At 63.5% G+C, this 22,142-nt stretch carries 19 protein-coding genes; 15 read left to right on the top strand and 4 right to left on the bottom strand.

The window, feature by feature from the left end:
- Window positions 1–105 precede the first annotated feature (105 nt).
- Entirely contained in the window at window positions 106–1,452 is a 1,347-nt protein-coding gene (locus G3N95_RS12030; RefSeq protein WP_205970207.1) for a glutamine synthetase family protein, read from the top strand.
- Window positions 1,453–1,570: 118 nt separating this feature from the next.
- Here G3N95_RS12030 and G3N95_RS12035 read toward each other — a convergent pair whose 3' ends face one another.
- The 3 genes from G3N95_RS12035 to G3N95_RS12045 all read right to left on the bottom strand — a co-directional run bounded on the left by G3N95_RS12035 (window position 1,571) and on the right by G3N95_RS12045 (window position 5,977).
- The gene (locus tag G3N95_RS12035) at window positions 1,571–2,710 is read right to left on the bottom strand and encodes an ATP-binding protein (RefSeq protein ID WP_205970208.1); all 1,140 of its coding nucleotides are present in this window, start codon (window positions 2,708–2,710) and stop codon (window positions 1,571–1,573) included.
- Window positions 2,707–3,330, bottom strand: a complete 624-nt coding sequence (locus tag G3N95_RS12040; protein WP_205970209.1) for a response regulator transcription factor — start codon at window positions 3,328–3,330, stop codon at window positions 2,707–2,709. Before G3N95_RS12040 ends, G3N95_RS12035 begins: the two co-directional genes overlap by 4 nt.
- 298 nt (window positions 3,331–3,628) lie before the next feature.
- On the bottom strand, window positions 3,629–5,977 hold the full coding sequence (locus G3N95_RS12045) for a class I SAM-dependent methyltransferase (protein WP_205970210.1): 2,349 nt from the start codon (window positions 5,975–5,977) through the stop codon (window positions 3,629–3,631).
- Between the two features lie 390 nt (window positions 5,978–6,367).
- Between G3N95_RS12045 and G3N95_RS12050 the strand changes: the two genes are divergently transcribed.
- The 3 genes from G3N95_RS12050 to G3N95_RS12060 all read left to right on the top strand — a co-directional run bounded on the left by G3N95_RS12050 (window position 6,368) and on the right by G3N95_RS12060 (window position 9,573).
- Window positions 6,368–8,164, top strand: coding sequence for a phage tail sheath C-terminal domain-containing protein (locus tag G3N95_RS12050; RefSeq protein ID WP_205970211.1), 1,797 nt, complete (start codon window positions 6,368–6,370; stop codon window positions 8,162–8,164).
- Between the two features lie 50 nt (window positions 8,165–8,214).
- The gene (locus tag G3N95_RS12055) at window positions 8,215–8,724 is read left to right on the top strand and encodes a phage tail protein (RefSeq protein WP_205970212.1); all 510 of its coding nucleotides are present in this window, start codon (window positions 8,215–8,217) and stop codon (window positions 8,722–8,724) included.
- A gap of 111 nt (window positions 8,725–8,835) precedes the next feature.
- A complete protein-coding gene (locus G3N95_RS12060; RefSeq protein WP_205970213.1) occupies window positions 8,836–9,573 on the top strand; it encodes a hypothetical protein in 738 nt (245 codons plus the stop codon).
- A gap of 55 nt (window positions 9,574–9,628) precedes the next feature.
- On the opposite strand, the gene G3N95_RS12065 is transcribed toward G3N95_RS12060, so the two are convergent.
- Window positions 9,629–9,946, bottom strand: a complete 318-nt coding sequence (locus G3N95_RS12065; protein WP_205970214.1) for a hypothetical protein — start codon at window positions 9,944–9,946, stop codon at window positions 9,629–9,631.
- Window positions 9,947–10,121: 175 nt separating this feature from the next.
- Here G3N95_RS12065 and G3N95_RS12070 point away from each other — a divergent pair, with 175 nt between their 5' ends.
- The 11 genes from G3N95_RS12070 to G3N95_RS12120 are packed head-to-tail and all read left to right on the top strand — an operon-like array spanning window position 10,122 to window position 22,060.
- On the top strand, window positions 10,122–10,481 hold the full coding sequence (locus G3N95_RS12070) for a hypothetical protein (protein WP_205970215.1): 360 nt from the start codon (window positions 10,122–10,124) through the stop codon (window positions 10,479–10,481).
- Window positions 10,482–10,724 (top strand): hypothetical protein, encoded by a 243-nt coding sequence (locus G3N95_RS12075; RefSeq protein WP_205970216.1) that lies wholly within the window; start codon window positions 10,482–10,484, stop codon window positions 10,722–10,724.
- Between the two features lie 5 nt (window positions 10,725–10,729).
- Window positions 10,730–11,470, top strand: a complete 741-nt coding sequence (locus G3N95_RS12080) for a hypothetical protein (protein ID WP_205970217.1) — start codon at window positions 10,730–10,732, stop codon at window positions 11,468–11,470.
- A gap of 9 nt (window positions 11,471–11,479) precedes the next feature.
- Window positions 11,480–11,764, top strand: coding sequence for a hypothetical protein (locus G3N95_RS12085; protein WP_205970218.1), 285 nt, complete (start codon window positions 11,480–11,482; stop codon window positions 11,762–11,764).
- The gene (locus G3N95_RS12090; RefSeq protein WP_205970219.1) at window positions 11,764–12,963 is read left to right on the top strand and encodes a hypothetical protein; all 1,200 of its coding nucleotides are present in this window, start codon (window positions 11,764–11,766) and stop codon (window positions 12,961–12,963) included. Before G3N95_RS12085 ends, G3N95_RS12090 begins: the two co-directional genes overlap by 1 nt.
- A 10-nt stretch (window positions 12,964–12,973) precedes the next feature.
- The gene (locus G3N95_RS12095) at window positions 12,974–13,483 is read left to right on the top strand and encodes a phage baseplate assembly protein V (RefSeq protein WP_205970220.1); all 510 of its coding nucleotides are present in this window, start codon (window positions 12,974–12,976) and stop codon (window positions 13,481–13,483) included.
- The gene (locus tag G3N95_RS12100) at window positions 13,483–13,812 is read left to right on the top strand and encodes a hypothetical protein (protein WP_205970221.1); all 330 of its coding nucleotides are present in this window, start codon (window positions 13,483–13,485) and stop codon (window positions 13,810–13,812) included. The genes G3N95_RS12095 and G3N95_RS12100 overlap by 1 nt, the downstream gene beginning before the upstream one ends.
- An 11-nt stretch (window positions 13,813–13,823) precedes the next feature.
- Window positions 13,824–14,204 carry a GPW/gp25 family protein gene (locus G3N95_RS12105; protein WP_205970222.1) on the top strand — a complete coding sequence of 127 codons (381 nt, stop codon included), beginning with the start codon at window positions 13,824–13,826 and terminating at the stop codon, window positions 14,202–14,204.
- 1 nt (window position 14,205) lies between these two features.
- Window positions 14,206–16,743 carry a hypothetical protein gene (locus G3N95_RS12110; RefSeq protein ID WP_205970223.1) on the top strand — a complete coding sequence of 846 codons (2,538 nt, stop codon included), beginning with the start codon at window positions 14,206–14,208 and terminating at the stop codon, window positions 16,741–16,743.
- Entirely contained in the window at window positions 16,740–19,493 is a 2,754-nt protein-coding gene (locus G3N95_RS12115; RefSeq protein ID WP_205970224.1) for a hypothetical protein, read from the top strand. Before G3N95_RS12110 ends, G3N95_RS12115 begins: the two co-directional genes overlap by 4 nt.
- On the top strand, window positions 19,490–22,060 hold the full coding sequence (locus G3N95_RS12120; protein WP_205970225.1) for a hypothetical protein: 2,571 nt from the start codon (window positions 19,490–19,492) through the stop codon (window positions 22,058–22,060). Before G3N95_RS12115 ends, G3N95_RS12120 begins: the two co-directional genes overlap by 4 nt.
- Window positions 22,061–22,142: the final 82 nt, after the last annotated feature.

Here is a 22,142-nt window from a genome sequence, read left to right on the forward strand (position 1 = left end):
CATACCACGCAGCTTCGGCGGACTGCCGCATCGCGAACGTTCGCCGTTCGAGTTCGTCTCAACGTCGTCACACACCGTCGCTCCAGCACGCCGAGGAAGAGAATCATGCATGCCGCCACTGCCGATCTGCTCGCTGAAGTCCGCGCGTTTCGCGCCGCGCATCCGGAGATCCACTACGTCGATCTGATCTGCCTCGATCTGCCGGGGCACTTCTACGGCAAGCGCTATCCCGTTGACGCGCTCGAACAGGTTGCAGCGGGCTCGCTGCTCAAGCTGCCGCAGAACTGCATCCTGCTCGGCACGCAGGGTGGGCTCTACAAGATCGGCGACTACTGCTTCAACGACGGCGACCCGGACGCGGTGCGCCGCCTGATTCCAGGCACGCTGAAGCGAGTGAGCTGGGAAAAGCAGCCGCTCGGCCAGATGCTGATCACGACCGACGGCACCGACGCGCCAGTCGTGTTCGAGCCGCGCGAGGTGCTTGCACGTGTGCTGGGACGTCTCGCGCAGCGCGGCATCCGGCCCGTCGTCGCATTTGAACTCGAGTTCTATCTGTTCGATGCGCAGCTGGAGCACGGCATGCCCCGCTATCCGCGCGATCGCCTGAGCGACGATCCCGACGATCAGCCGAACATGCATATCGAGCGGCTGACGCGTTTCTCCGACGTGCTGCACGAGACGGTCGACGTCGCCTGCGAGCAGGGCATCGACGCCACCGTGATTACCGCCGAACTCGGGCCAGGGCAGTTCGAGATCAACTTCGGCCATTGCGACGACGGGCTACGCGCCGCAGACTGGTCAGCCATGTTCTGCCGCAGCACGCGCGGTGTCGCGTTGAAGCACGGCTATCGCGCGAGCTTCATGGGCAAGCCGTACCTGCACGCACCGGGCAGCGGAATGCATGTGCACGTGAGCCTCTACGACGAGGGCGGCCGCAATCTGCTCGCGCTCGATAGCCAGCGCCCGCTGCGTCATGCGGTGGCGGGTTGTCTCGGGTTGTTGCCGCACTGCATGCCGGTGTTCGCGCCCAACCACAACGCGTACCGGCGGTATGGCTCGATGGTGAACGCGGCGAGCCGCGCAAGCTGGGGTTTCGAGGATCGCGACGCGTGCATACGGATTCCCGAATCCGATGCAAAGAACCTGCGGATCGAACATCGTCTTGCTAGTGCGGACGCGAACCCGTACCTGGTGCTCGCGGCGATTCTGACCGGCATGGAACAGGGCCTCGACGCCGGCATCGAGCCGATCGCACCATTGAACGAGGATCGCGGCAGCGGCATCGGCTTCCCGAAGGACATGCTGTCGGCCGTCGCCGCGATGCAGGATCATGCGGCCGTTCGAGAAGGGATGGGCAGCGAGTTCGTCATGGTGTATTGCGAGAACAAGCGAAACGAGGAACTCGATTTCAGAAACGAGATCAGCGGGCGGGAGTATCGGTGGTATCTGTAACGCCGGGCTGAAGGGAGGGGCTTTGAGCCGCCCATCGAAGGTAGCGCGATCGTACATGGCGCCATGGATTCGATTGCCTTCGATGAATAGCGTGCTCCGAAAGCCGTTCCGGCGCTCGTCAAGGCCTCGTCCGAACGGGCTTTCGCAACGCCACCGTCTCGCATAAGTCGCGGAGATGCGCAAGGCTCAAAGGTTTCGACCAGACAGGCACACCGAGTTTCGCGACGACAGACGCCGTGCAGTCGATCGCATTGCCGGCGAGAATCCCTACACACAATTCCTGGCATCGTGCGCGCAAAAACTTCACGAGCAAATCGACCTCTGCCTCGCCTGTCCCGATGTCAATCAACACAATGTGTGGCCGGCTCGATCGATCGCCGAGCGCCTCAAGCAGCTGAAGCGGATCGGAGAACGCGACCAGCGCAGCGGCGTGTATGTCATGCACGAGAGGAAGCATGCTTCCGGCGTCCGGGCCGAGCAGCGCGACGCGTGCCCTGAAGCGCCTCAGGCGCGGCGTAGCCCGTGTGAGCCTGATCGCGTCAGCAGGCAAGCGAAGACGAAAGACGCTGCCGCGTCCGCTTCTCGACGCCGCCGTCAGCGTACCACCCAGCAGGCGCGCGAATTCGCGACCGCTCCATAAGCCAATACCGCAGTGACTATCGTAAGATCCCGTGCCGCAGTCGCGATCGCCGCGCCGATATAGCGAGAAGATATCCTCGAGTTCCGCGTGGAGTATGCCCGGCCCGGTGTCCCATACCTCGATGGAAAGGTCACGGCCGATACGCCGCGCTGCGACCATTACGCCACCCGTGCGCGTGTATTGAAGCGCGTTCATCACGAGGTTCGACAGGATCCGCCGGATCAGCGCTGCGTCAGATACGATGACATACGGTGAAGGCCGCGCCCGCAGTCTCAATCCGCGTCGATCCGCGACGGACGAGAAATCTCCGCACACCCTCGCAAGCAGATCTCCAACTTCGATTACGCTCGCGGCCGGCGTCGCCGCCGTGCCAGTCACTCTGAGCGCATCGAGCACCGTCTCGCTCATGTTGGCGATTTCGTCGAGATTCGATTCCAGCTCGTCGAACATTTCCTGACGCTGGCCATCCGGCTCGCTGCGTCTGAGCGATGTAATGCGCAGCATGGCCGCCTTGAGCGGTTGACGCACGTCGTGGCAGAACGCTGCCATGACATGCTCGCGTATCGGCGTATGATGCGGGCGCTCAGTCCGCGACGGACCGGTTGCGATGCTGCTCATCGGCCGTTCCGCACATCCGGGACGATGCCCGCTTCTCCCGCCTTGATCGAAGCAGCGACACGCGACCGTACGCCGAGTTTGGCGTAAATATGCTTCACGTGGCTTTTTACCGTCGGAATGCCGAGCGCCAGTTCTTTTGCTATTTCCTTGTTCTGTTTTCCCTCGACGATCAGCCGCATGACGGACCGCTCACGGCTCGTCAATGCTCGCCCTTCTTTCCGCGTTTCAACCTTCGTGTACACGAGATCCGGGAAATGCGAGCCGCCCGCAAGGATCAAATAAAGCGCGTGTGAAAACCCTTCGTTGCTGGTCGCTTTGGAAATGAATCCCACTGCGCGCTCGTCGAAGATTTCGCGCACCACTTCGGGGCTATCCGTTGCCGATATGACGGCGACGCGTGTATCGCACTGATTGCGGATAGTTCTTAGTAGAGACAGTCCCGTCGCGCCGGGCACATTCAGATCCGCCAGTACCAGATCGAAAGATGTCGACACAAGCGCCTTGACGACTTCCGATACGCTCCCTACGAGCGTGACATGACAACCCGGCGCCAGGCGTACTATCTCGTCCCGGAGCGCACGAGCAAACAAGGGGTGATCTTCGACGAGTAGAACGCGCATGGTCATTCTCGTTTTGGCATGCCATTCAGATCAACCCGAAAAATGCACATGGCAGGGTGATCGGTTTGCCTTAACAGACTATGCATTACATCAGCCAAATTCAAGGTTCCGCTTTTCATCCGCTGGCCGTTCATCTCGCGGACGATAGCGTTAAACAATCCCGATATCTATTGTCAAAACTGGTGCTTGTTCTTCATTCCATCACAATCGGACGCACTGTCCCCTCCGTTTGAGAGAGGCATAAAACGCTGCATGGTTCTGTACGCCAGACAACTCAATCGCGCAATTGATACCGTGATCAGCGAACGGTTCGCGTGAACCGCTCGATCTGATCCATTCGCCACAGTGCGAGGCTCTTATCCGCGAAACGCCCGCCAACTTCAGTGCATTTCTCGTTGATTATTCTTAGCGGCTCAGGAAAGTCGAACGGCGACAGTTGAAAATTCAACGTCCGCCAGCCGCCCGTCGCGATATCGATATTCTCCCGTCGAGCCGGGAAAGTCGTTGTCAGCAAGTACCGCGATCCGCTTTGCGCGAAAGCCGCCAAGGCTCGGCCTACATCGGCGAACGACAGATGAACCAGAAGATCTCTGCACAGGATCAGATCGGCAGCGGGCAGATCATCGCGCGTGATGTCGCGCCGTATGAACCGCCAGCCGTCGCGCGCATGCAGGCGCTGGTTTTCGTCAACCAGGCGCTGGACAATGTCGATCCCGACATATTCCTGGATGCCGAGCTCGACGCGCCTCACCCAGTTCACGTCGCCACATCCGACGTCAAGAAGCGATTTCACGCCGATGCCCTGTATCAGATCCGGAAGATTGCGGCGGAGTTCTTCCGTCTGAACGAGGCATGAACCCGGCCCAGAAACGGATTCGTCACTATGTTTCACTCCGCGAAGAAACGCCGCCTCGAATCTCTTCTCGAGAACACCCGCCTCTTGCGGAACCGGCTGGCAGAGCCGCGCCGCACTGCCGCGCCGAGGTTCCGTTTGCGCAATCGCGCGCTCGATAACCGGTTGCCAGAACCGCTCCCACTGGTGCGTGAAATCCCAGTTCTGCTCCATCCACAATCGGCAGGATTGTCCTCTCGACGCAAGTTTCGCGGGGCCCGCCTCAATCAGGGATGTCAGTTCGGCTTCCAGCGACTCGCGTGTGGCGAAGACGAACGGCGCATCCTGCGCATGGGTGCTGCACGCCCTGATCACCTCTTTCACACCCTGCAGAAGCCCAACGCCATTGACGACGACACACCCTAGCGTGAGGCCTTCGAGACTGTTGCGGTGATAACTGCCCGTGACGCACTCGTCAATCAGGATATGGGCCTTCTGCTTCGCGCTCAGCGATTCTGCGTGAGTCAGGAAACGGTCACGCACCGTTTCTATCTGTACGGGCCACCGGCTCGCCACGCGCTCCAGCACGCGCATCGTGCTCTCATAGCCCTTCCCATGCCAATACAGCTGATGCCCTTGAGGGTAGCTCTCATGCTTTCCCGACGGCGTATACGCGATCGTCACGATGTCAGGCTTCGGCCGAACCTGCCAGGACGCCTGCCACCATGGAACCGGATTGGGCACGATGAACCATCCTTCGAATTCCGCCAGCGTGGCCTGATACTGCCCGACGACCATGCCGGGAAATCCACGCTTCACAAAAGCCGGATCGACATTCGACATGTAGTTGTGCGCCATCGTGACAACCGGCTTGCTGTCCACGAGCGTGCGATGCCGCGCGTCCACCTTGCCGTTGTGAACGATGATCACGTCGGCCTTGTGCAGTGCCGCCTCAGCCGCCAGCGGGTCGACTGACCACTCGATCGTATCGTCGCCATCGAAGCGCACACCATTTCCATATGCGCGCGTCTGCCAGACGCATTGAGCGTCGTGACCGGTCCGCTCGCGAATGCACCGGGCGAGCACAGCGGGGACGCCGACGACCGGCGTCGTTGCATAGGAAACGATCGAAAGCGACCGGGCGGTCTTCCGTGATCCAGCGGAAGCGGCGCGAGGTTCTGTGAACGCACTGCAGGCCGTCTTCGGAAAAGCCGTCAAACGACTCGCGCTGCTCAGATTGAACACTTCGATGCCGCCCCTCTGCAGCGCTCCGTAGAGGTTACGGTATTGCGCGTCGATATCCGCCAGCCGCACTGACAACGGATGTGCGTTCGTCCGGCTGAAGAAATGATGCTCGGTGAAATCGACGCCGATGATCCCGATGCGGCGTGCGCCCATGTACACCGCCAGACACAACGCGACATACGGCGAATTCTGCGTATAGTGCAACACGTTCTCGCGATTCATCTGCTCGATATCGATGCCGGCGAAATGCCCTAACCGGATCGACGCGATGGGCGGGCGCACTCGGCCCAGATCGAGCTGGGTGAACAACGTCCGAGCGCCGGACTCCTCCACATAGCGGTAACGGTCGCCGCCAAACTGCGCCGGCGGATTCAACACGACCAGATAATCCGGCGTGAACAATCGCCCCACATCGTTCACGCCGATGGTGATCGTGCGGCGAGGCTCGATCAGTTCATGCAACGACGTGCCGCAACCGCAGACGATGATCGTTTCATCGCGGTGGCAATTCCGAAAATCGGAAAGCGAAAGGGCTGAAGTCTTGCCTGCGTGTCGCGCGGTCGTCGTCATGACAGTGATTCCCTCGTGCGGCTGCTGTCATCGCTGCGCATGACAAGCTGGACTCAGCATAGAACACCGCACGCAGCCGGCAAAACCTCACCGCAATCGAACCACGCGAGCGGCAACCGCCTGCGGCGCGCTGCAGGCCCGACGACGCGACCGGCTTGGATCGCAGCCGTATCATCCGCGACGTCATCCCTCATCCATAGGGATGACAGCCCGGGAGGATACCGCTCATCCCTTTGGATGATTGACGCATGTCCATGCGCAACCAAGACTTGATCATGCAGGCAATCCCAATGTGTGCAACCTCGCCTCATCACGGGACCAACCGCATAGGGAACACCCGTCACGCCTTGCTGGGTGTGCCGGATCGATCGATTCGCAATGGAGATGGCCATGCCCGTGACCACGTCGTACCCCGGCATCTACATTCAGGAGCGGCAGAGCCTGATTCATACGGTCACCGCAGCGCCTACCAATATCGCCGTGTTCATCGGCTATACGCATCCGCTGAAAACGGTGCCCAAGAACCTTGATCAGCCTTATCAGATATTCGGGTTTGCTGACTATCAACGGCAGTTCGGCGGGTTTCTGCACAGCCAGGCGTACGCGAACGCCGGTTCGGTCGCGGCGCCTGCCGGGCAGTCGTTCGGCGACATGGCGCAGGCCGTCAATCAGTTTTTTTTGAACGGGGGCACCAATGCCTATGTGGTGTCGCTCGACCACACCAAGGTAACGGCGGGCACCGCAACGGTTGCCGGGATCACGTTCACCGCACGGGAAATCACCGATGACGTGTGGGAAATGCAGATAGCAATCGTGCCTGTACCGACCGACGTGAAGCCTTCGCCTCCCGTAGCATCGCCACCTGTCGCATCACCACCCGTGGCATCTCCGCCCGCGGCATCGCCACCCGTTGCATCGCCACCTGTGGCCTCTCCGCCTGTCGTCTCGCCACCCGTTGGCTCGCCGCCCGTAGTGTCACCCAAGCTGCCCAAGGTGGCCGACATCGTGATCACGTATCGGCAGAAAGGCGTGAGTCAGGGACAGCAGCCGGCACCCGCCATTACGGAGACCTATCGTCGCGTATCGCTCGATACACACCAGTCGGACGGCACGCTCAATCCCAACTACATCTTCACGCGATTCGGCACGCAAGATTCGCCCGTATCGAACCTGGTGACCGTGAGTTCAGGCTCTCCCGCCCCCACCGGATTTCCTGCGGCTGCAAGTACGCTCACGGTAACCAAAGCGACCCTCCCAACGCCGCTATTCGCTTCGGACGATTTCAAGCGGGTCATGCAGGACGACTTCGCGCTCGACAAACTCCCCGTCTTCAACCTGATGAACATTCCGGGCGTCGTCGATGTCTCCGTGCTGAGCACCGCCGAGGCATTCTGCGAGCGCAAACGAGCGTTCCTGATCGTTGATCCGCCGGTCACGGATTCCGCCGACGGCACGCTCGAAGGCTTTTCGGACCGGATACAGGACACCGTCGGTGCAGGCCAGATTCCGCAAAGCGCGAACGGCGCGCTGTATTTTCCCTATCTCTATTCGCCTGACCCCTTTACTGGCGCGACAATCAATTCATCGACGAGAAAATTGAACGAGATTCCCCCGGGCGCCACGGTCGCGGGCCTGTTTGCGGCCACCGACCTCGCACGCGGAGTATGGAAAGCACCGGCTGGCTTCCAGACGACGGCAAGAAACGTCACGGGCGTCGTGGAGCGCGGCCGCATGACGGACCCGCGCCAGGGTGTGCTCAATCCGATCGGCGTGAACTGTCTGCGCGACTTTCCGAATATCCCGACTGTCGTTTTCGGCGCTCGCACGCTCGTGACACTGACCAACGAGCAATGGCGATACGTGCCCGTGCGGCGGATGGCGCTCTTTCTGGAGCAGAGCCTGTACGCGAGCCTAGGCTGGGTCGTCTTCGAGCCGAATGCCGATCCGACATGGAAAGCGATCACGCTGGAAGTGACGGGGTTCATGTACGGACTGTTTCGCCAGGGTGCATTCGCCGGCACGACCACCACCACGGCCTTCGATGTCCAGTGCAACAGCCAGACCACGACGCAGGACGACATCAATAACGGCATCGTCAACATCGTTGTCTCCTTCGCGCCGCTCAAGCCTGCCGAATTCGTCGTAATCACGATCGCGCAGATCGCCGGACAGACACAGACAACCTGATCCAGCCCGGGTATCCGCCACGAACCCACTTCATGTGCTGAGGTTCCACCATGCCAACCAAGGGCTTTAGCGTCAACATCAACCGGTACGATCCGTACAAGTCGTTTCGCTTTTTGGTGTTCTTTGGCACTGGCACCGACCCGATCCTCGGCGTCAACAAGGTGACCGGTCTGAAACGCTCGTCCGACGTGATCGACTACAAGGAAGGCGGTGACCCGATCATCCGCAAAGGTCTGGGCCGCACCAAGTACGAATCGATCACGCTCGAACGCGGGATCACGCAGGGCATGGATTTCATCCACTGGGCGGACATGTCCCAGCAGATCATCAAAGGCCAGGCGCAAACGAGTCTCGCTAATCTGCGCCAGGACATTCATATCCAGTTGCTCAACGAGGCGGGGCAACCCGTGATCGCGTACATCGTGCACCGGTGCTGGGTATCGGAATATCAGGTACACGATTTCGACGCGAACGGTTCCGCTATCGCTCTCGAACATGTGAAGCTCGAGAACGAAGGCTGGGAACGCGACTCGAGCGTCTTCGAAATACCGGAAATCTAGATGAGCGCGACGCTCGACATGAGCCTACCGGGGGGGCGCTCGATGTCCTTATGCTTGCCGTTGAGCGGCACCGCCGTGAGTGTCGCGCCCCCAACCGGCGCGGAGGATCTCATGCTGATCGAAGAAACGGATCAGGCGCTCTCCGTGGCGCTGCGCTTCATCGAACGCCTGGTCAATGCCGGGCAGGGCGAGCAATTCGACGCAGCCGCCATACCTTTCTACGATCTCGAGTTCCTGCTGTTTCGCGTGCGTCAGCAACTGCTCGGCGACCGCATTGCGACGGATACCGCGTGCCAGGCCCCCGGATGCGCGGCGCGCGTCGACATTTCGTTCGGCATCGACGATTACCTGCGTCATCACAGGCCGCTTGGACAGCCGTGGAAATCGCGCACGTGGGAAGCCGTCGAGGCCGAACTGCACTGGTACCGGCTGATGCGCCGAGCCGACGGCACAGAACTGGGGCTGTTCCGGCTTCCCACGGCACGCGACCTCGTCGAACTGCAGCATACGCGAGGCGCGAGTGAACGCCTCGCCGAGCGTTGCATCCGGCCGCGCGGCCGGGGACACAATGAGCGGCGCGTCATAGAAGGTGCAATGCACTTGATCGCGCCCTGTCTGTCCGGAAATCTGAGCGGCTACTGTCCTGCTTGCGGCGCACCCATCTCGGTTCTGTTCGAGCCGCGTCAATACTTTCTCGCCGAACTGCGCGAGCGGGCGCAATTCGTTCTGGAAGATGTCCATCTGCTGGCCGAGCATTATCACTGGAGTGAAAGCGAAATTCTCGCGATGCCCAATCGCAGACGTGTCGCTTATGCGGAACTGGCACGCCACTCGCACGTGGTGACATGATGACGCGCCGAGGCTACCTCACCCAGCTGGTCGGAGGCGCCACTGCGCAGGTGCCTCAGGCCACTCTTGTGCCGCCGCGCCTGCTGTTTCGTGCGCTGCCTGATCCAGCCGGCTTTGCGGGGATCGAAGAGCACACCAGCGTGCCCGTTTCAGCCTTGGACGGGAAGCGCGGCGCGAGGACGCGCTCCAGCAGCATCGCGCCGATGAGCCCGTCGGCACACTTGCCGAACCTTCGGAATCCATCGGGCCAGCGCGGCCAGCGCACGTTGTCCGACGAGGCCACGAGGCCCGATGCGAGCGTCACGGAGTCGCGGCCGTCCGCACAGCGCGCGGCGCCGCACACGCGGGTCGAATCGGCTACCGTCACGCACATCACACCGCCTGCGACGCACGCGCCCGCCGACCGCCTCGAACCCGTCCGCGACCGACGACGCGTAGACAACGGCAATCCGGCCGATCTTCTCCGCCCGCAGCCTCCGGCTATTGAACCGGCGGCGTCGGCGTTCGGCCCATCGCGCGAAACACACCGTGCCTCGTTTGAACCTCGCATGGCTGCAAGTGAACCCGATGTGAATGTGCCGCGACCACCGCGCCAGCCGGAAACGGCCGGCAGGGCAGATGAAGGCAGCGTGCAGCTGCGTCGCGTATCGCCTGGCGACCCGCCGTCCAGCTTGCGCCATCAGGCTCCCGCCGAAGAGCCGACGTGGTTGCCTCGGCAAGCGTCGCCCGCCTCTCCCGTTACCGCACCGCATGCGCAGACGCAAGTGCGCATCGGCACGCTCGAAGTCAGGCTCGTTCCTCCTCCCCTCGCCCAGCCGGCCCCTGCTGCGGCGCCCGCCGCGCTCCAGCCGCGTCCCGCGGCTGCGCTTGCGAGAGGTTTTTCCATCTTCGGATTCAGGCAGAGTTAAATGGCCGACGATCGCCCCGACGAGTGGAACATCGAACGCCTCGCGCTTGGGGTGCCAGGCTACAGCGAGCACGACACGCGCGAGCTTGCGCGTGCTATCGCCACGCTGCTAGGGCAGTCGTCGGCGATGCCACATCGTGTCGATCTGCCGCACGTCGAGCTGCAACTGCAAGGCAAGGCCGATGAAACGCAGTCCGAACTGGCCCGGCGTATCGTCGCATCGCTGTTGCGCGCACTGGAGTAACAGTTATGGCCGCCGATTTCCTGAAGGGCGCGTTGATCTCTTTCACACCTGGCTTCATCAGCGTGACGCCCGATGTCATCGTCTTCCAGTACAACCCCGAAACCATCACACACACCTGGACAGCGGCCGGTGGCGACAGCGGAGCCGATTCGCAGGCGGGACGCAATCCGCAGGCGGTCAAAGGCACACCCGGCGAGACCTTCAGCTTCACGCTTTACCTTGACGCGAACGACATGATTGCGGACGGCAGCGCCAACCCCATTGCCTCCGGACTGGCACAGGCAAGTGGCGTGTATACGCGGCTGGCGGCGCTGGAAATGCTGCAATATCCGATGCCCTCGGCGGGCAGTTCAAGTCTGATCGGCACCGTGTCCGCGTCGATCGGGGCCGCGCCGGTCATAGGCAGCGCGACGGCCGCGGCGAGCGGAAACAACGAACCGGTGCCGCGCCTCGAGATGCCTACCGTACTGTTCGTCTGGGGACCGCAGCGCATCGTGCCCGTGCGTCTGACGGGACTGACGATAAACGAACGCCTCTATGACGCGATGCTCAACCCGACGCATGCCGAGGCGCAGATCACCTTGCGTGTGCTGACCCCGGATGAGCTGCTTGCACTGAGCGCGCCCATGGCCGATGTCGCGAAGATCGCGTACGTCTACACACAAGGACTGCGGCAAACGCAGGCACTCGCGAACCTTGGCGATGCGGCTGCGTCGATCGTGGGCATGCTGCCCACGCCCTTTTAGGAGACGACGATGTTTTTCCCAGGCAGCCGCTATGCAGGCCAGTCAGCCTACACGTTCACGCGCAGCGACGGCGCGCACATCCAGCTCACACGTCTACCGCTGCCGGGCCCGGCGCTGGTACTCGGCTACTTCCATCGCGACGCGTCACAGCGCCTCGACCTCATCGCCAGCCACTACATGGCCGATGCGACGAAATTCTGGACACTGTGCGACGCCAACAACAGCGTCGTGCCCGACGCACTCGCCCAGCGCGAGCTGATCGGCATTCCACGCAACGCACCGGTGACCTCCTGATGCCCGGCGGCTACCAGATCCTGCTGAACGGCCAGTCGCCCGACTCCGACTTCTATACGAGCGTATCGACCGTCGAAGTCGAGGAAAGCATGGACATGCCGGCAGCGCTGCAACTGACCCTGCCCGTGTCGCGCAGCGCGTCGGGCGGTCTGCTCTTTGTCGACGATGCGCGCCTCGCGCCGCTGGCGAATATCGCCGTCGTCGCTCAGACGGGCAGCGGTGCGCCGGCGGGTGCGGCAGGCGGTGCACTCTCTGCGGCAGCGAGTTTGATCGGCAATGCCGGCTCGCCCGGCATGCAATGCCTGTTCGACGGCTACGTGCTGTCGCAACGTCTACATCTGGAACGGGGCGCGACCTCGTCCACGCTCGACGTGTGGGGACAGGACGCAAGCTGGCTCATGAACATGAGCGAAAAAACGAAGGAGTGGGTCGACGTGACCGACGGAGCCGTCGCCAACAGCATTTTTGGGGACTACGGCATTACGCCTTCGGACCAGAACCTCGACGACGATTCGGCGTCGCATACGGAAGCCGGACACAGCCTGATGCAGCGTGGCTCCGATATCCAGTTCCTGCGCATGCTCGCGCGGCGCAACGGCAAGGTCTGCCGGGTAGCCTGCGCCGACAAGCCGGGGCAGCGCACTGGCTACTTCGCCAAACCCAATCTCGACGGCGATCCCGTCGCCACGCTCACGCTCAATGACAAGGACAACTGGACGGTCGGCTCCCTGAATATCGAATGGGACGCCACACGGGCGACATCCGTGGTCGCGCGGCAAAGCACGTTTGTTGACGCCGATCCATCCGGCGTATCCGCCGACACCTCGGACTCCGGCCTCAAATTGCTGGGCGCCAAAGGCCTCGCGGACTTCACCGGCAAGAGCATGAGCGTGCTGCTGACGACGCCCGTCGACGACGCCGGCGAACTGGCCTTGCGCGCCAAAGCGCTGTTGCGCGATGCGCTCTGGTTCCTGCGCTGCGAAGGCGACTCGGATCTCGAACGGCTCGGCGTGATATTGCGTGCCGGCATGATCGTCGCCCTTGCCGGCGTCGGCTCGCTGTACTCGGGCAAGTATCTCGTCTGGAGCGTGCGTCATTCGATCACACCTGATGCGCACACGATGAAATTCACCCTGGTCCGCAATGCCGTCGGTGCGGCAAGCGCCGGTGCGTCGCTACCGGCCTTGCCGGGTCTTTAGGAGACTGGCCATGCAGGACACCACGCTCACCGATGTCATCGACCGGCTGCGCAACCGCTTTTACGGCAAGTATCGCGGCACGGTCACCGAGGTCGACAGCAAGACGCTGCGCATCAAGGCAAAAGTGCCCTCGGTGCTGACCGATCAGGAAACGGGCTGGTGCGTGTGCTGCGTGCCCTTCGCGGGCGCGGGCATGGGCATGACGTTTCTGCCCGAAAAGGGCGCGGGCGTCTGGATCGAATTCGAAGGCGGCGACGTGTCCTTTCCGATCTTCACCGGCTGCTACTGGCGAGACGGAGAGCTGCCCGCCGACGCTGCACCCGACGTCAAGGTCATCGTGACCCGCTCGGGTCACAAGATCGTGCTGGACGACAGCGCCGGGACCATCACCATCTCGGACCCGAATCAGAATTCCGTCGAACTGTCCGCGAGCGGCATCACGCTGACGCGTGGCGCGCACAGCATCGAGATCAGCGATTCGGCTGTGAACGTCAACGACGGCGCGCTGGAGGTGATCTGATGCCCGCATTGCTGAATACGCAAAGCATGCTGATGTGCCCGCACGGCGGCACGGTGCAGACCATCCCAGGTAACCAGAACGTGATGATAGGCGGCGCCGTTGCCGCGCGGTCGACGGATACCTTCATCATCACGGGCTGCCCGTACATGCTCGGCCCGGCGCCGCATCCGTGCGTACAGGTCAAATGGGTCCAGCCGGCCGCAAAAAGCCAGGCGGACGGAGATTTCCTGCTGACGCAATCGAGCGTGGGCCTGTGTATCGCACCCGATCAGGCGGTGCAGGGCACCGTGCTGATCAACATGGCGCAACAGCAGGTAACAGGTCTCTGAGGAGCCGGATCATGGCGCAACGAGCCGACTATGCCTTTCCCTTCCACCTCGATCCGGGCTCGGGACAAGCTGCGCAGGCGCCCTACACGGACCATGTCGACCAGATGATCCGCCAGATCCTGCTGACCGCGCCCGGCGAACGCGCCGACCTGCCCGAGTTCGGCTGTGGTGTACGGCAGATGCTGTTCGCGCCGAACTCCGACGCACTTCAAGCGTCGGCCCGCCTGCTCGTTCTGCAAAGCCTCAAGCGGTGGCTGGGCGATCAGATCACGGTGCAGTACGTCAACGTGACGAATGGGCCCGACGGCGACGACGCGACCATGCTGATCCAGATCGGTTACACGCTGCTCGAAACACAGTCGCTGCAACGCACCGAAGTACGGGTGAACTGACATGTCGTCTCGCGACCGGCGCGCCGCCGTCATCACTTCCGATCACTACAACGGTATCGACTTCGTCGAGATTGCCGATGCGGCCCAGACCACCTTGAAGGTCCACTTTCTGAACGAGGTGGCCGTCAAGGGAACCCTGACGTCGGCTCCGTCGATCACTGGCGGCGAAACGATCCCGAGCGTCGCGGTACTGCCCGTCTCAGACACCGACTGGTCTAACGCTGACGGCCACGTGAGCCTGACGCTGCACACTGCCGCGCCCGGCGATTTCTCCACCTACACGCTGACGCTGTCAAGCCCGGTACTCGACAACTTCTATGACAGCGTGCCCTTCTCGTTCAAGGCGGGCTGCCCATCCGACCTCGACTGCGAAAACGCCGCACCGCCTTGCCCCGCAGTGCCCGCCGACGCGCCGCCCATCGACTACCTCGCAAAAGACTTTCTGTCGTTTCGGCAGGCACTGCTCGACTTCTCCGCGCTGCGCTATCCGAACTGGCAGGAGCGTTCGGAGGCGGACTTCGGCGTCATGTTTCTCGAAGCCCTGAGCGCGCTGGGCGACGACCTGAGCTATACGCAGGACCGTGTATTCGCCGAAGCATCGCTCGACACGGCGACGCAGCGCGCGTCCGTCGTGCGTCACGCGCGCCTTGTCGACTACCAGCCGCAGCCTGCGCTGGCCGCCACCGTGATGCTTCAGGTGGATGTCGACTCCGCGTGCACCGAATTGCCGTACGGATTTGCGGCGTACGCGAGCGATCCGGCCGGCAATCGTGTCGTCTTCGAGACGGGACCATCGCTCGCTGCGAGAAGAGTCGCGGACGACAGTGCGACGCTGCTGATCCAGCCGCCGAACCAACCCGTCAACGCGCTGTGGAATCGCGGCCGGATCAATCCGTACTGGTTCGACGACAGCCGCGTATGCCTGCCTGCAGGCGCCACGTCGATGATGGTGCTCGGCCACGGGTTCGGCTTCATCGCCGGACAGGCGCTGCTGATCGAAACCGCGCCGCTCACGCCAGCCGATCCACCCGTGCGCCAGATCGTGCATCTGCTGCCCGCCAACAGCCCGGCCGGTCCGTTTGCCGAGGCTATTTTCGATGACGTGTTCCTGACCGATCCGCAAACGAACCTGCTCCCCGGCGCGGGCGCGGCGCCTGCCTCGCCTGCGGCCGGCCCGCAGCCCACGCCTGTGACGATTCTGCGCTGGCAGAGCAACGATGCGTTGTCGCAGGCCCGCGATCTGAGCAAGACCTGTGTCGTCGGCAATCTGCTCGCCGCCACGCAAGGCGAGACGTGCGCCGACGAAACTTTCGTAGCGCGCACGGATGGCTTACCCGTCTTCGGAATGACAGTGACGACCGTGCGCGACGGGCCGTATCCGTCCGCAGCGCAATCTGTCGATGAAACGCCGGAAGCGCCGCCCATCCACCTGTACACCTTGCGCAACGGCTCGCTCGCCTGGCTTGCCCAGCCCGGCTGTGCCGACACGGGCATCGGCGCTGGCGCCGGGCAGCCGTTCAACACGCCTGCCAGTCCGGAGATCGTCGTGAGTTCGGCCACCACGGCGACGGAGCATCCCGTATGGAACTGGCGCGCTTCGCTGCTCGACGGGGGCAATTTCGATCTGTCGTTCACGCTGGACGATGCGCGCTATAGCAAACTCGTGCGCAATTCGGACGGGACAGACCAGTTCGACTACGACGGCGACGCGAGCAGCACGCTGCGCTTCGGCGACGGCGTGTTCGGGCTCATTCCGCCCGACGGCACGACGTTCACCGTGACCTATCGCGTCACGCGCGGCACAGGCGGCAATGTATCGGCCGATACCATCACCCGGTTCGATCCCGTCAGGTTTGCGGGCGTTCAAGGCGTCACCAATCCGCTCGCGGCGAGCGGCGGCGCCGACGCGCAGTCGCTGGACTCGGTGCGCCGGCTGGCGCCAGCGGCGTTCCGCGCCGTTCAGTTCCGGGCCGTCAAACCCGACGACTACGCGGCGGCCGCGCAAACGCTGCCTTGGGTGCAGCGCGCGGGTTGCGTGTTCCGCTGGACGGGCAGTTGGCTGACCGCTTTCACGACCCCAGATCCGCACAACAGCGACGACATCACCGTTGACGAGCGCACTGCCCTGGTCGCCCTGCTCAACCGCTATCGGATGGCGGGATATGAATCGTATGTGCCTGATCCGCGCTATGTATCCATCGATCTGCTAATCGAGATCTGCGCTCAGGCAAGTGCGTTTCGCGCCGACGTGGAACGCCGCCTCGGCGAGGCGCTGTCGACAAACGGCGGATTCTTCGCATTCGACAAATTCTCCTTCGGCGCACCGCTCGAACGCAGCCGACTCGAGGCCGTGCTGCAAAGCGTACCGGGCGTGGCCGGCGTGCTGTGCATCGAAGCCCGCGTGCGGGGCCGGTCATTCGTATTCCTGCCTATGCCCGACGAAATCACCGTTGCCGTCGACGAAATCATTCGTTGCGACAACGATCCGTCCCGCCCCGAGCGCGGCGCCATCAAGCTATCCGTGATGGGGGGAAAATGACCGACAACGCATCCGGCAAGCCGGCATGCCCATGCGGGACCTTCGAACATCCCGCCGTGCCGGACAACGCGCCTGGCCTGTCCGCGCTGGTGTATCGCGCCGGCGACTATGCCGCGTTCCGCCGCGCACTGCTGATGGCCCTCGCAGGCGAGATGTCGCTCAGCCGCACCGATACGAGCGGCGCCTCGCTGCTATGGCGGCCGGCCACGGGCGATCTCGCGCTGCAGATGATCGAATGGTGGGCGTACGTATCGGACATCGTGACGTTCTATAGCGAGCGCTGCGCAAACGAATCGTACTTACGTACGGCGATACTGCCCGAGAACGTCAACCGGCTGGTCAGGCTGCTCGGTTATCGCCCAAAGCCCGCGCTGGGCGCGCGGGGCGAACTGTGCGCCCTCGTCAACCGCGCGCGCCCGACGCTCGTTCCGGCCGGTCTGCAGGTGCAGAACAAGCCGGGCCCAGGCCAGCCGCCGCAAGTGTTCGAGGTCGACGTGGATACGACGGTCGGACAACCCGACATTCAGCCCGTCACCGCGGCACCTCAGTTCGCCGCTTCTCTCGTCAACGCCGCCAGCGATGGCAGCGCCAGCGCGACGCTGCTGGTCGCCGGCGCGGTTAGCACGGTCAAGCCAGGCGATGGCGTGATGTTCATCAGGAACGGATTCGACGGCACGTCCGCGCAATACGTGACGGGCACGCTGCAGAGTCTCGTGCAAGTCCGCGCACCCGATGGCTCGCGCAATACCAGCATCGCGCTCGACGCTGACGCGTTGCCGGACGCCAGCTTCGCCGATGTCGACGCAACACACTGGCGCCTGCTGAGAAGCACGGGCAGCGCGACGTTGTACCCATATCTGCCGGACACGCATCTCGCGCCGACTGGCGGCGGCCCGTATATCGTCTCGCTGCGCCTCGCGTCGATCTTCCGTCAGATCCAGCCGGGCGACATCGTGGTGGTGGACAACATGACGGTGCCGCGCGCGGCGGCGCGCTGCGCGGGCGTGGTGACCGCATGCACCGAAAACATCTTCTACGCGAACAACCCGGGCGACCCCGGCAACCCGCCGTCATCCAAAGACGCCAATACACCCGTACCCGCCGTGCCTGTCCCGCACACGGTGCTCACCGTGCAGATGCCTGTCAGCCCTTCCGGGGATGCCACGACCGTCGTGATGCGTTACGGATGGCGCGATGTCGGCACGCTGGTCAATCTGCCTGCCACCGCAGCCGGGTCGTCGGCACCGGGGGTTGCATTGAGTACAGCGGCGCCCACGTCGACGGCACAGGCCATTGCATCGGTATCCTCAACGTCGAGCGGCGATGGCGCAGCCGCGCCCGCCGTCACGTCGGCGTTCGTGGTCGATAGCGACGGCACAGGGAGCGCCGCGAGCGTCGACGCAAACGGCAACATCACCCTTGACCCCGCCGCGCCCGCTTTGTCGCCGCCGCTGTCGGTGCTGTTCAATCGTGTGCCCGTCTCGCGCGGCCAATCCGTCGACGAAACACTGGGGAGCGGCGACGGCACCATCCTGAACCAGAACTTCACGCTCCAGAAAAAACCGGTGACCTACTTCGCGGACCCTGCGGGACGTTCTGGCGACGGATTCAGCAGCACCGTCCGGATCTGGGTCAACGGTATCCAGTGGAGCGAAGTGCCCGACTTCTTCGGCCAGCCGGGAGACGCACAAGTATTCACCACGCGTGAAGACGAAGCGGGCAACACGCATGTCGTGTTCGGCGACGGACGTCAGGGCGCGCGCCTGCCGACCGGGGTCAACAACGTCAGCGCATCGTATCGCTATGGCGCGGGTGCTGACGCGCCACCGCCTGCCACCCTCGTCTCGATTCTGCAAACGCAGCCGGGGCTCGCGTCCTTTGTGAATCCCGTTGCGCCGACAGGTGGCGCGGACGCGGACCCGCCTGAACGCGTCCGGACGCTGGCCCCCAACTCCGTGTTGAGTTTTGGCCGCGCCGTTTCGCTGTTCGACTTCCAGGCGATCGCGGCCGCCGCGCCGGGCGTCACAGCGGCCCAAGCCGCCTTTGCGTTCGATGAGCAGACGCAGCGTCCCGCCGTCCATGTGTGGGTGGCGGGCGACGCAGGTGCAGCGGACGCGGCGCGCAACGCTCTGGCAGGCGCAGCGGACAGCAACCGGCCCTTCAATGTGCAGGCTGCCGTCCCCGTCGACATGGTGCTGAGCCTGTCGTATGTGCGCGATGCCCGCTATCTCGACAGTGCCGTGCAACAGGCATTGCACGACGCGCTGGTCGCCCCCCAGAGCGGGCTGTTCGGCGCACAGCGCGTCGTGATCGGCGCGCCGCTGTACGACAGCGACATCTATGCAGCCTGCCTCGCGGTGCCGGGTGTCGTCGCCGTGCATGATCTGTCTTTCGCACCGGCTCCCGCGCTGCGTATCCCGCTTCCACGGCGTGTTCCGTTTCCACGGCGCATCCTGTTCGCGCGCGGCGTTTCCCGCATCGACGTGGCGGCGTCGCGCAGGGCCGCCGTACCGATGCATGTGTCGATCCCCGGATCGACGCTCGCGAGCCGCCTGGGCAGCGCCGCCCATGTCTCTACCAGCGCACTTGCGCCGTTGCGCAAGCCCGCGGCGCCGAAGACCTCGGGCGCACCTGTCGCCGCGTTGCGCACCCAATGCCGTCCCGCGCGCTATGCGCCCGGCGATGGACGCTATTACCGGGTGCCCGATGACAGCGTGCATCTGAAGTTGCATGGGGAGGCAGCGTCATGAGCCTGTCCGACCACTATGACGTCTACTACGCGGATAAGCTGTGGAACCTGCTGCCCGCCATCTACCGGACGGAAGACACCGACCAGTTCGGCACCAACGGCCCGCTGCGCGAGCTCGTCAACCGCATCGGCAGGCAGGCTGCCATCGTGCGGCGGGACCTCGACCGGCTCTGGGCAAATCAGTCGATCGAAACCTGCGACGACTGGGTGATCCCGTATATCGGCGACCTGGTGGCGACGAATCTGGTCGCTGCCCTCGACGCACGCGGCCAGCGGCTCGATGTGCGCAAAACCATCTACTACCGGCGCAGAAAAGGCACAGTCGGCGTGCTCGAAGAGATCGCACATGACATCACCGGATGGGATGCACGTGTCGTCGAGTTCTTCCGCCGGCTTGGCCGCACGCGCCACGGTCTCGACCCGGCGCTCGGCGTCGCCCTCACACCCGGCGACGATACGGAACGCCTTCAGTTCGCGGAAGGCTTGCGCGGCCCGCAGACGCGAACGGCGATCGGTGGTTTTGCGGACCTCCGCAACGTGAAGGGCGCACAGCAGGTCCGCACGGCCTTCGACGAGTACTTCTATACGGCCGACGTGCGTGCGCCTGCCGGCCTCTCGGGCTGGCATGCCATCCCGAAACTCGGCGTCTATCTCTGGCGGCTGCACAGTTTCGCAACGGGCCATTCAACGCCTGTCGCCGTCGCAGGCTGCCCGGGCTGGTACACCTTCGATCCGACGGGGCGCGACGTGCCGTTGTTCGCCGCTTCGCGCGTACTCACGTCATGCGAGTCCTGGCAGTCGCCCGGCCTCGCCGAAGTAGCAGGCCCGATCAGCCAGACCCTGTTCGATACGAGCCTCAATGCCACCGCGCCACTCTATCCCAACTCAGCGGTCGTCTATACGACGACGTCGCCGCCCGAGATCGTCCCGGCAAGCAATCTGACCGTGCGTCCCGAACGCGGCCGTTTCGCCGTCACGGGCAATGCGGCAGCGGGCTCGCCCAGCGCCGCCCTGACGGTCGAGTACCGCTATGGTTTCTCGTCTGCCATTGGCGCAGGAGCCTATGATCGCCGGCTGGATACGATCGATATCGCGACGCCTCAACCCGCGCAAATCATGTCGAACGGCGGTGAGACCCTCGCGACCGGCATGCAGTCGAGCGGCACGGTGACGATCGCCGATTCCCTCACCTACACGAAAGCGCCCGACCTGGGCGTCGACGGTGCGCTGACGCTGCGCGCCGGGCAGCAGACCCGTCCCGTGCTGCGGCTTGATCGCGACTGGACGATCACAGGGCTCGCAGCGGACCTCGCCGTCGACGGCCTGTTCGTGTCCGGTGCCGATATCGTGCTGAAAGGCTCGTTCGGTAGCGTCACCATCTCGTGCGCAACGTTCGATCCGGGCAACACGTCGGGCGCAGTGCCGGAAGCCCCGCCGCCCTTCGACCCGTTCGATCGCGCCGCCGACGGACGGCCACTCGTGCCGGTTCGCCTATGGGTCGAAGGCGTCGTGCAAACCATGACGATCGACCGCTCGATTCTGGCGGGCGTGCGTACACGCGCGGGTGGGCTGATCGAGACGCTCTCGGTTTCCAACAGTATCCTGCATGCGATCCCGACCTCAACGGGCGTTTTGACGGTCGACAGCATCAAGGATCCAGTGCGGTTGCTGCGCGTGCTCACGCAGGCAGACGACCCGGTGTCGCGTCATTTGCGCGTGCTGTCGCCCGCACTCGATGCGCTCGTCGCCGCGCCCGCCTCGCCGCCGGCTAACGTCACTGCCATAGCGGCGGCATTGAACGATCTCGTGACAAGCCGCTCGATCTACGACCCTGTTGCATTTGCCGATGTCGTGCTCAGCACGGCGACGCGCAACCTGCTCGACGGCGATAGCGCGAGTACGCCTTCGGGTTCGCCTTCGGGTTCGCCTTCGAGTCCGCCTTCGAGTTCGCCTTCGAGTCCGCCTTCGAGTCCGCCTTCGAGTCCGCCTTCGAGTTCGCCTTCGAGTCCGCCTTCGAGTCCGCCGCTTTCGAGTCCGCCGTCGGCTGCGACGCTGAGTCTCAACCTGCATCTGCTGGAAGACAGTTATCCGCAGGAAGTCGCGGACGCGTGTCTTGCTCTAGCCGAAACGAACGCGACATTGATACGCACGACCGTGATGGGCAGGATCGTCGTGAGAACGATCGAGGCAAGCGAATCGATTCTTCAGGACCTCGCCTTGACGGCGAACACGCAGGACGGCTGCGTCCGGTTCAGCGCGTGGGCCAACGGCAGCGTATTGCCGCGTCAGTACGAGAGCGTGCGCATCGCGCCGCTCGCCCCGCTCTTCGCGTCGGACCGCTTCGGCATGCCTGATTACGGCCAGCTTCTGCCGCGCGTGGACGCGGCGGTCATTGCCCCGGCCGAAACAGGCGTGCCTCTCAACACGATTTCCCGAGGCGCGCAAAACGGCACGGAAATGGGTGCGTTCGCGCGCGAAGACATTCCCATCAAAACAGACGCACTGCTTATCAAATATCAGGAATATATGCCGGCGGGTTTGATGCCCGTCGTTATCAACGTCACCTGAACGCGACGAGAAGGGGAGACCATGTCAGCCGACCTCAGTCGAACCTCAGACGATCGCCGATATGGCTATCGAAAAGTATCGG

The sequence above is a fragment of the Paraburkholderia sp. Tr-20389 genome, from assembly GCF_017104565.1.
Taxonomy (GTDB): Bacteria; Pseudomonadota; Gammaproteobacteria; order Burkholderiales; family Burkholderiaceae; genus Paraburkholderia.

Bases quoted from the DNA above. Each gene is read 5' to 3' on its own strand.
- G3N95_RS12060 (WP_205970213.1), top strand. From the start codon at position 8,836: ATGCTGATCGAAGAAACGGATCAGGCGCTCTCCGTGGCGCTGCGCTTC.
- G3N95_RS12100 (WP_205970221.1), top strand. From the start codon at position 13,483: ATGCCCGCATTGCTGAATACGCAAAGCATGCTGATGTGCCCGCACGGC.
- G3N95_RS12075 (WP_205970216.1), top strand. From the start codon at position 10,482: ATGGCCGACGATCGCCCCGACGAGTGGAACATCGAACGCCTCGCGCTT.
- G3N95_RS12095 (WP_205970220.1), top strand. From the start codon at position 12,974: ATGCAGGACACCACGCTCACCGATGTCATCGACCGGCTGCGCAACCGC.
- G3N95_RS12105 (WP_205970222.1), top strand. From the start codon at position 13,824: ATGGCGCAACGAGCCGACTATGCCTTTCCCTTCCACCTCGATCCGGGC.
- G3N95_RS12030 (WP_205970207.1), top strand. From the start codon at position 106: ATGCATGCCGCCACTGCCGATCTGCTCGCTGAAGTCCGCGCGTTTCGC.
- G3N95_RS12115 (WP_205970224.1), top strand. From the start codon at position 16,740: ATGACCGACAACGCATCCGGCAAGCCGGCATGCCCATGCGGGACCTTC.
- G3N95_RS12065 (WP_205970214.1), bottom strand. From the start codon at position 9,946: ATGTGCGTGACGGTAGCCGATTCGACCCGCGTGTGCGGCGCCGCGCGC.
- G3N95_RS12040 (WP_205970209.1), bottom strand. From the start codon at position 3,330: ATGCGCGTTCTACTCGTCGAAGATCACCCCTTGTTTGCTCGTGCGCTC.
- G3N95_RS12080 (WP_205970217.1), top strand. From the start codon at position 10,730: ATGGCCGCCGATTTCCTGAAGGGCGCGTTGATCTCTTTCACACCTGGC.
- G3N95_RS12055 (WP_205970212.1), top strand. From the start codon at position 8,215: ATGCCAACCAAGGGCTTTAGCGTCAACATCAACCGGTACGATCCGTAC.
- G3N95_RS12070 (WP_205970215.1), top strand. From the start codon at position 10,122: ATGGCTGCAAGTGAACCCGATGTGAATGTGCCGCGACCACCGCGCCAG.
- G3N95_RS12035 (WP_205970208.1), bottom strand. From the start codon at position 2,710: ATGAGCAGCATCGCAACCGGTCCGTCGCGGACTGAGCGCCCGCATCAT.
- G3N95_RS12120 (WP_205970225.1), top strand. From the start codon at position 19,490: ATGAGCCTGTCCGACCACTATGACGTCTACTACGCGGATAAGCTGTGG.
- G3N95_RS12110 (WP_205970223.1), top strand. From the start codon at position 14,206: ATGTCGTCTCGCGACCGGCGCGCCGCCGTCATCACTTCCGATCACTAC.
- G3N95_RS12085 (WP_205970218.1), top strand. From the start codon at position 11,480: ATGTTTTTCCCAGGCAGCCGCTATGCAGGCCAGTCAGCCTACACGTTC.
- G3N95_RS12090 (WP_205970219.1), top strand. From the start codon at position 11,764: ATGCCCGGCGGCTACCAGATCCTGCTGAACGGCCAGTCGCCCGACTCC.
- G3N95_RS12045 (WP_205970210.1), bottom strand. From the start codon at position 5,977: ATGACGACGACCGCGCGACACGCAGGCAAGACTTCAGCCCTTTCGCTT.
- G3N95_RS12050 (WP_205970211.1), top strand. From the start codon at position 6,368: ATGCCCGTGACCACGTCGTACCCCGGCATCTACATTCAGGAGCGGCAG.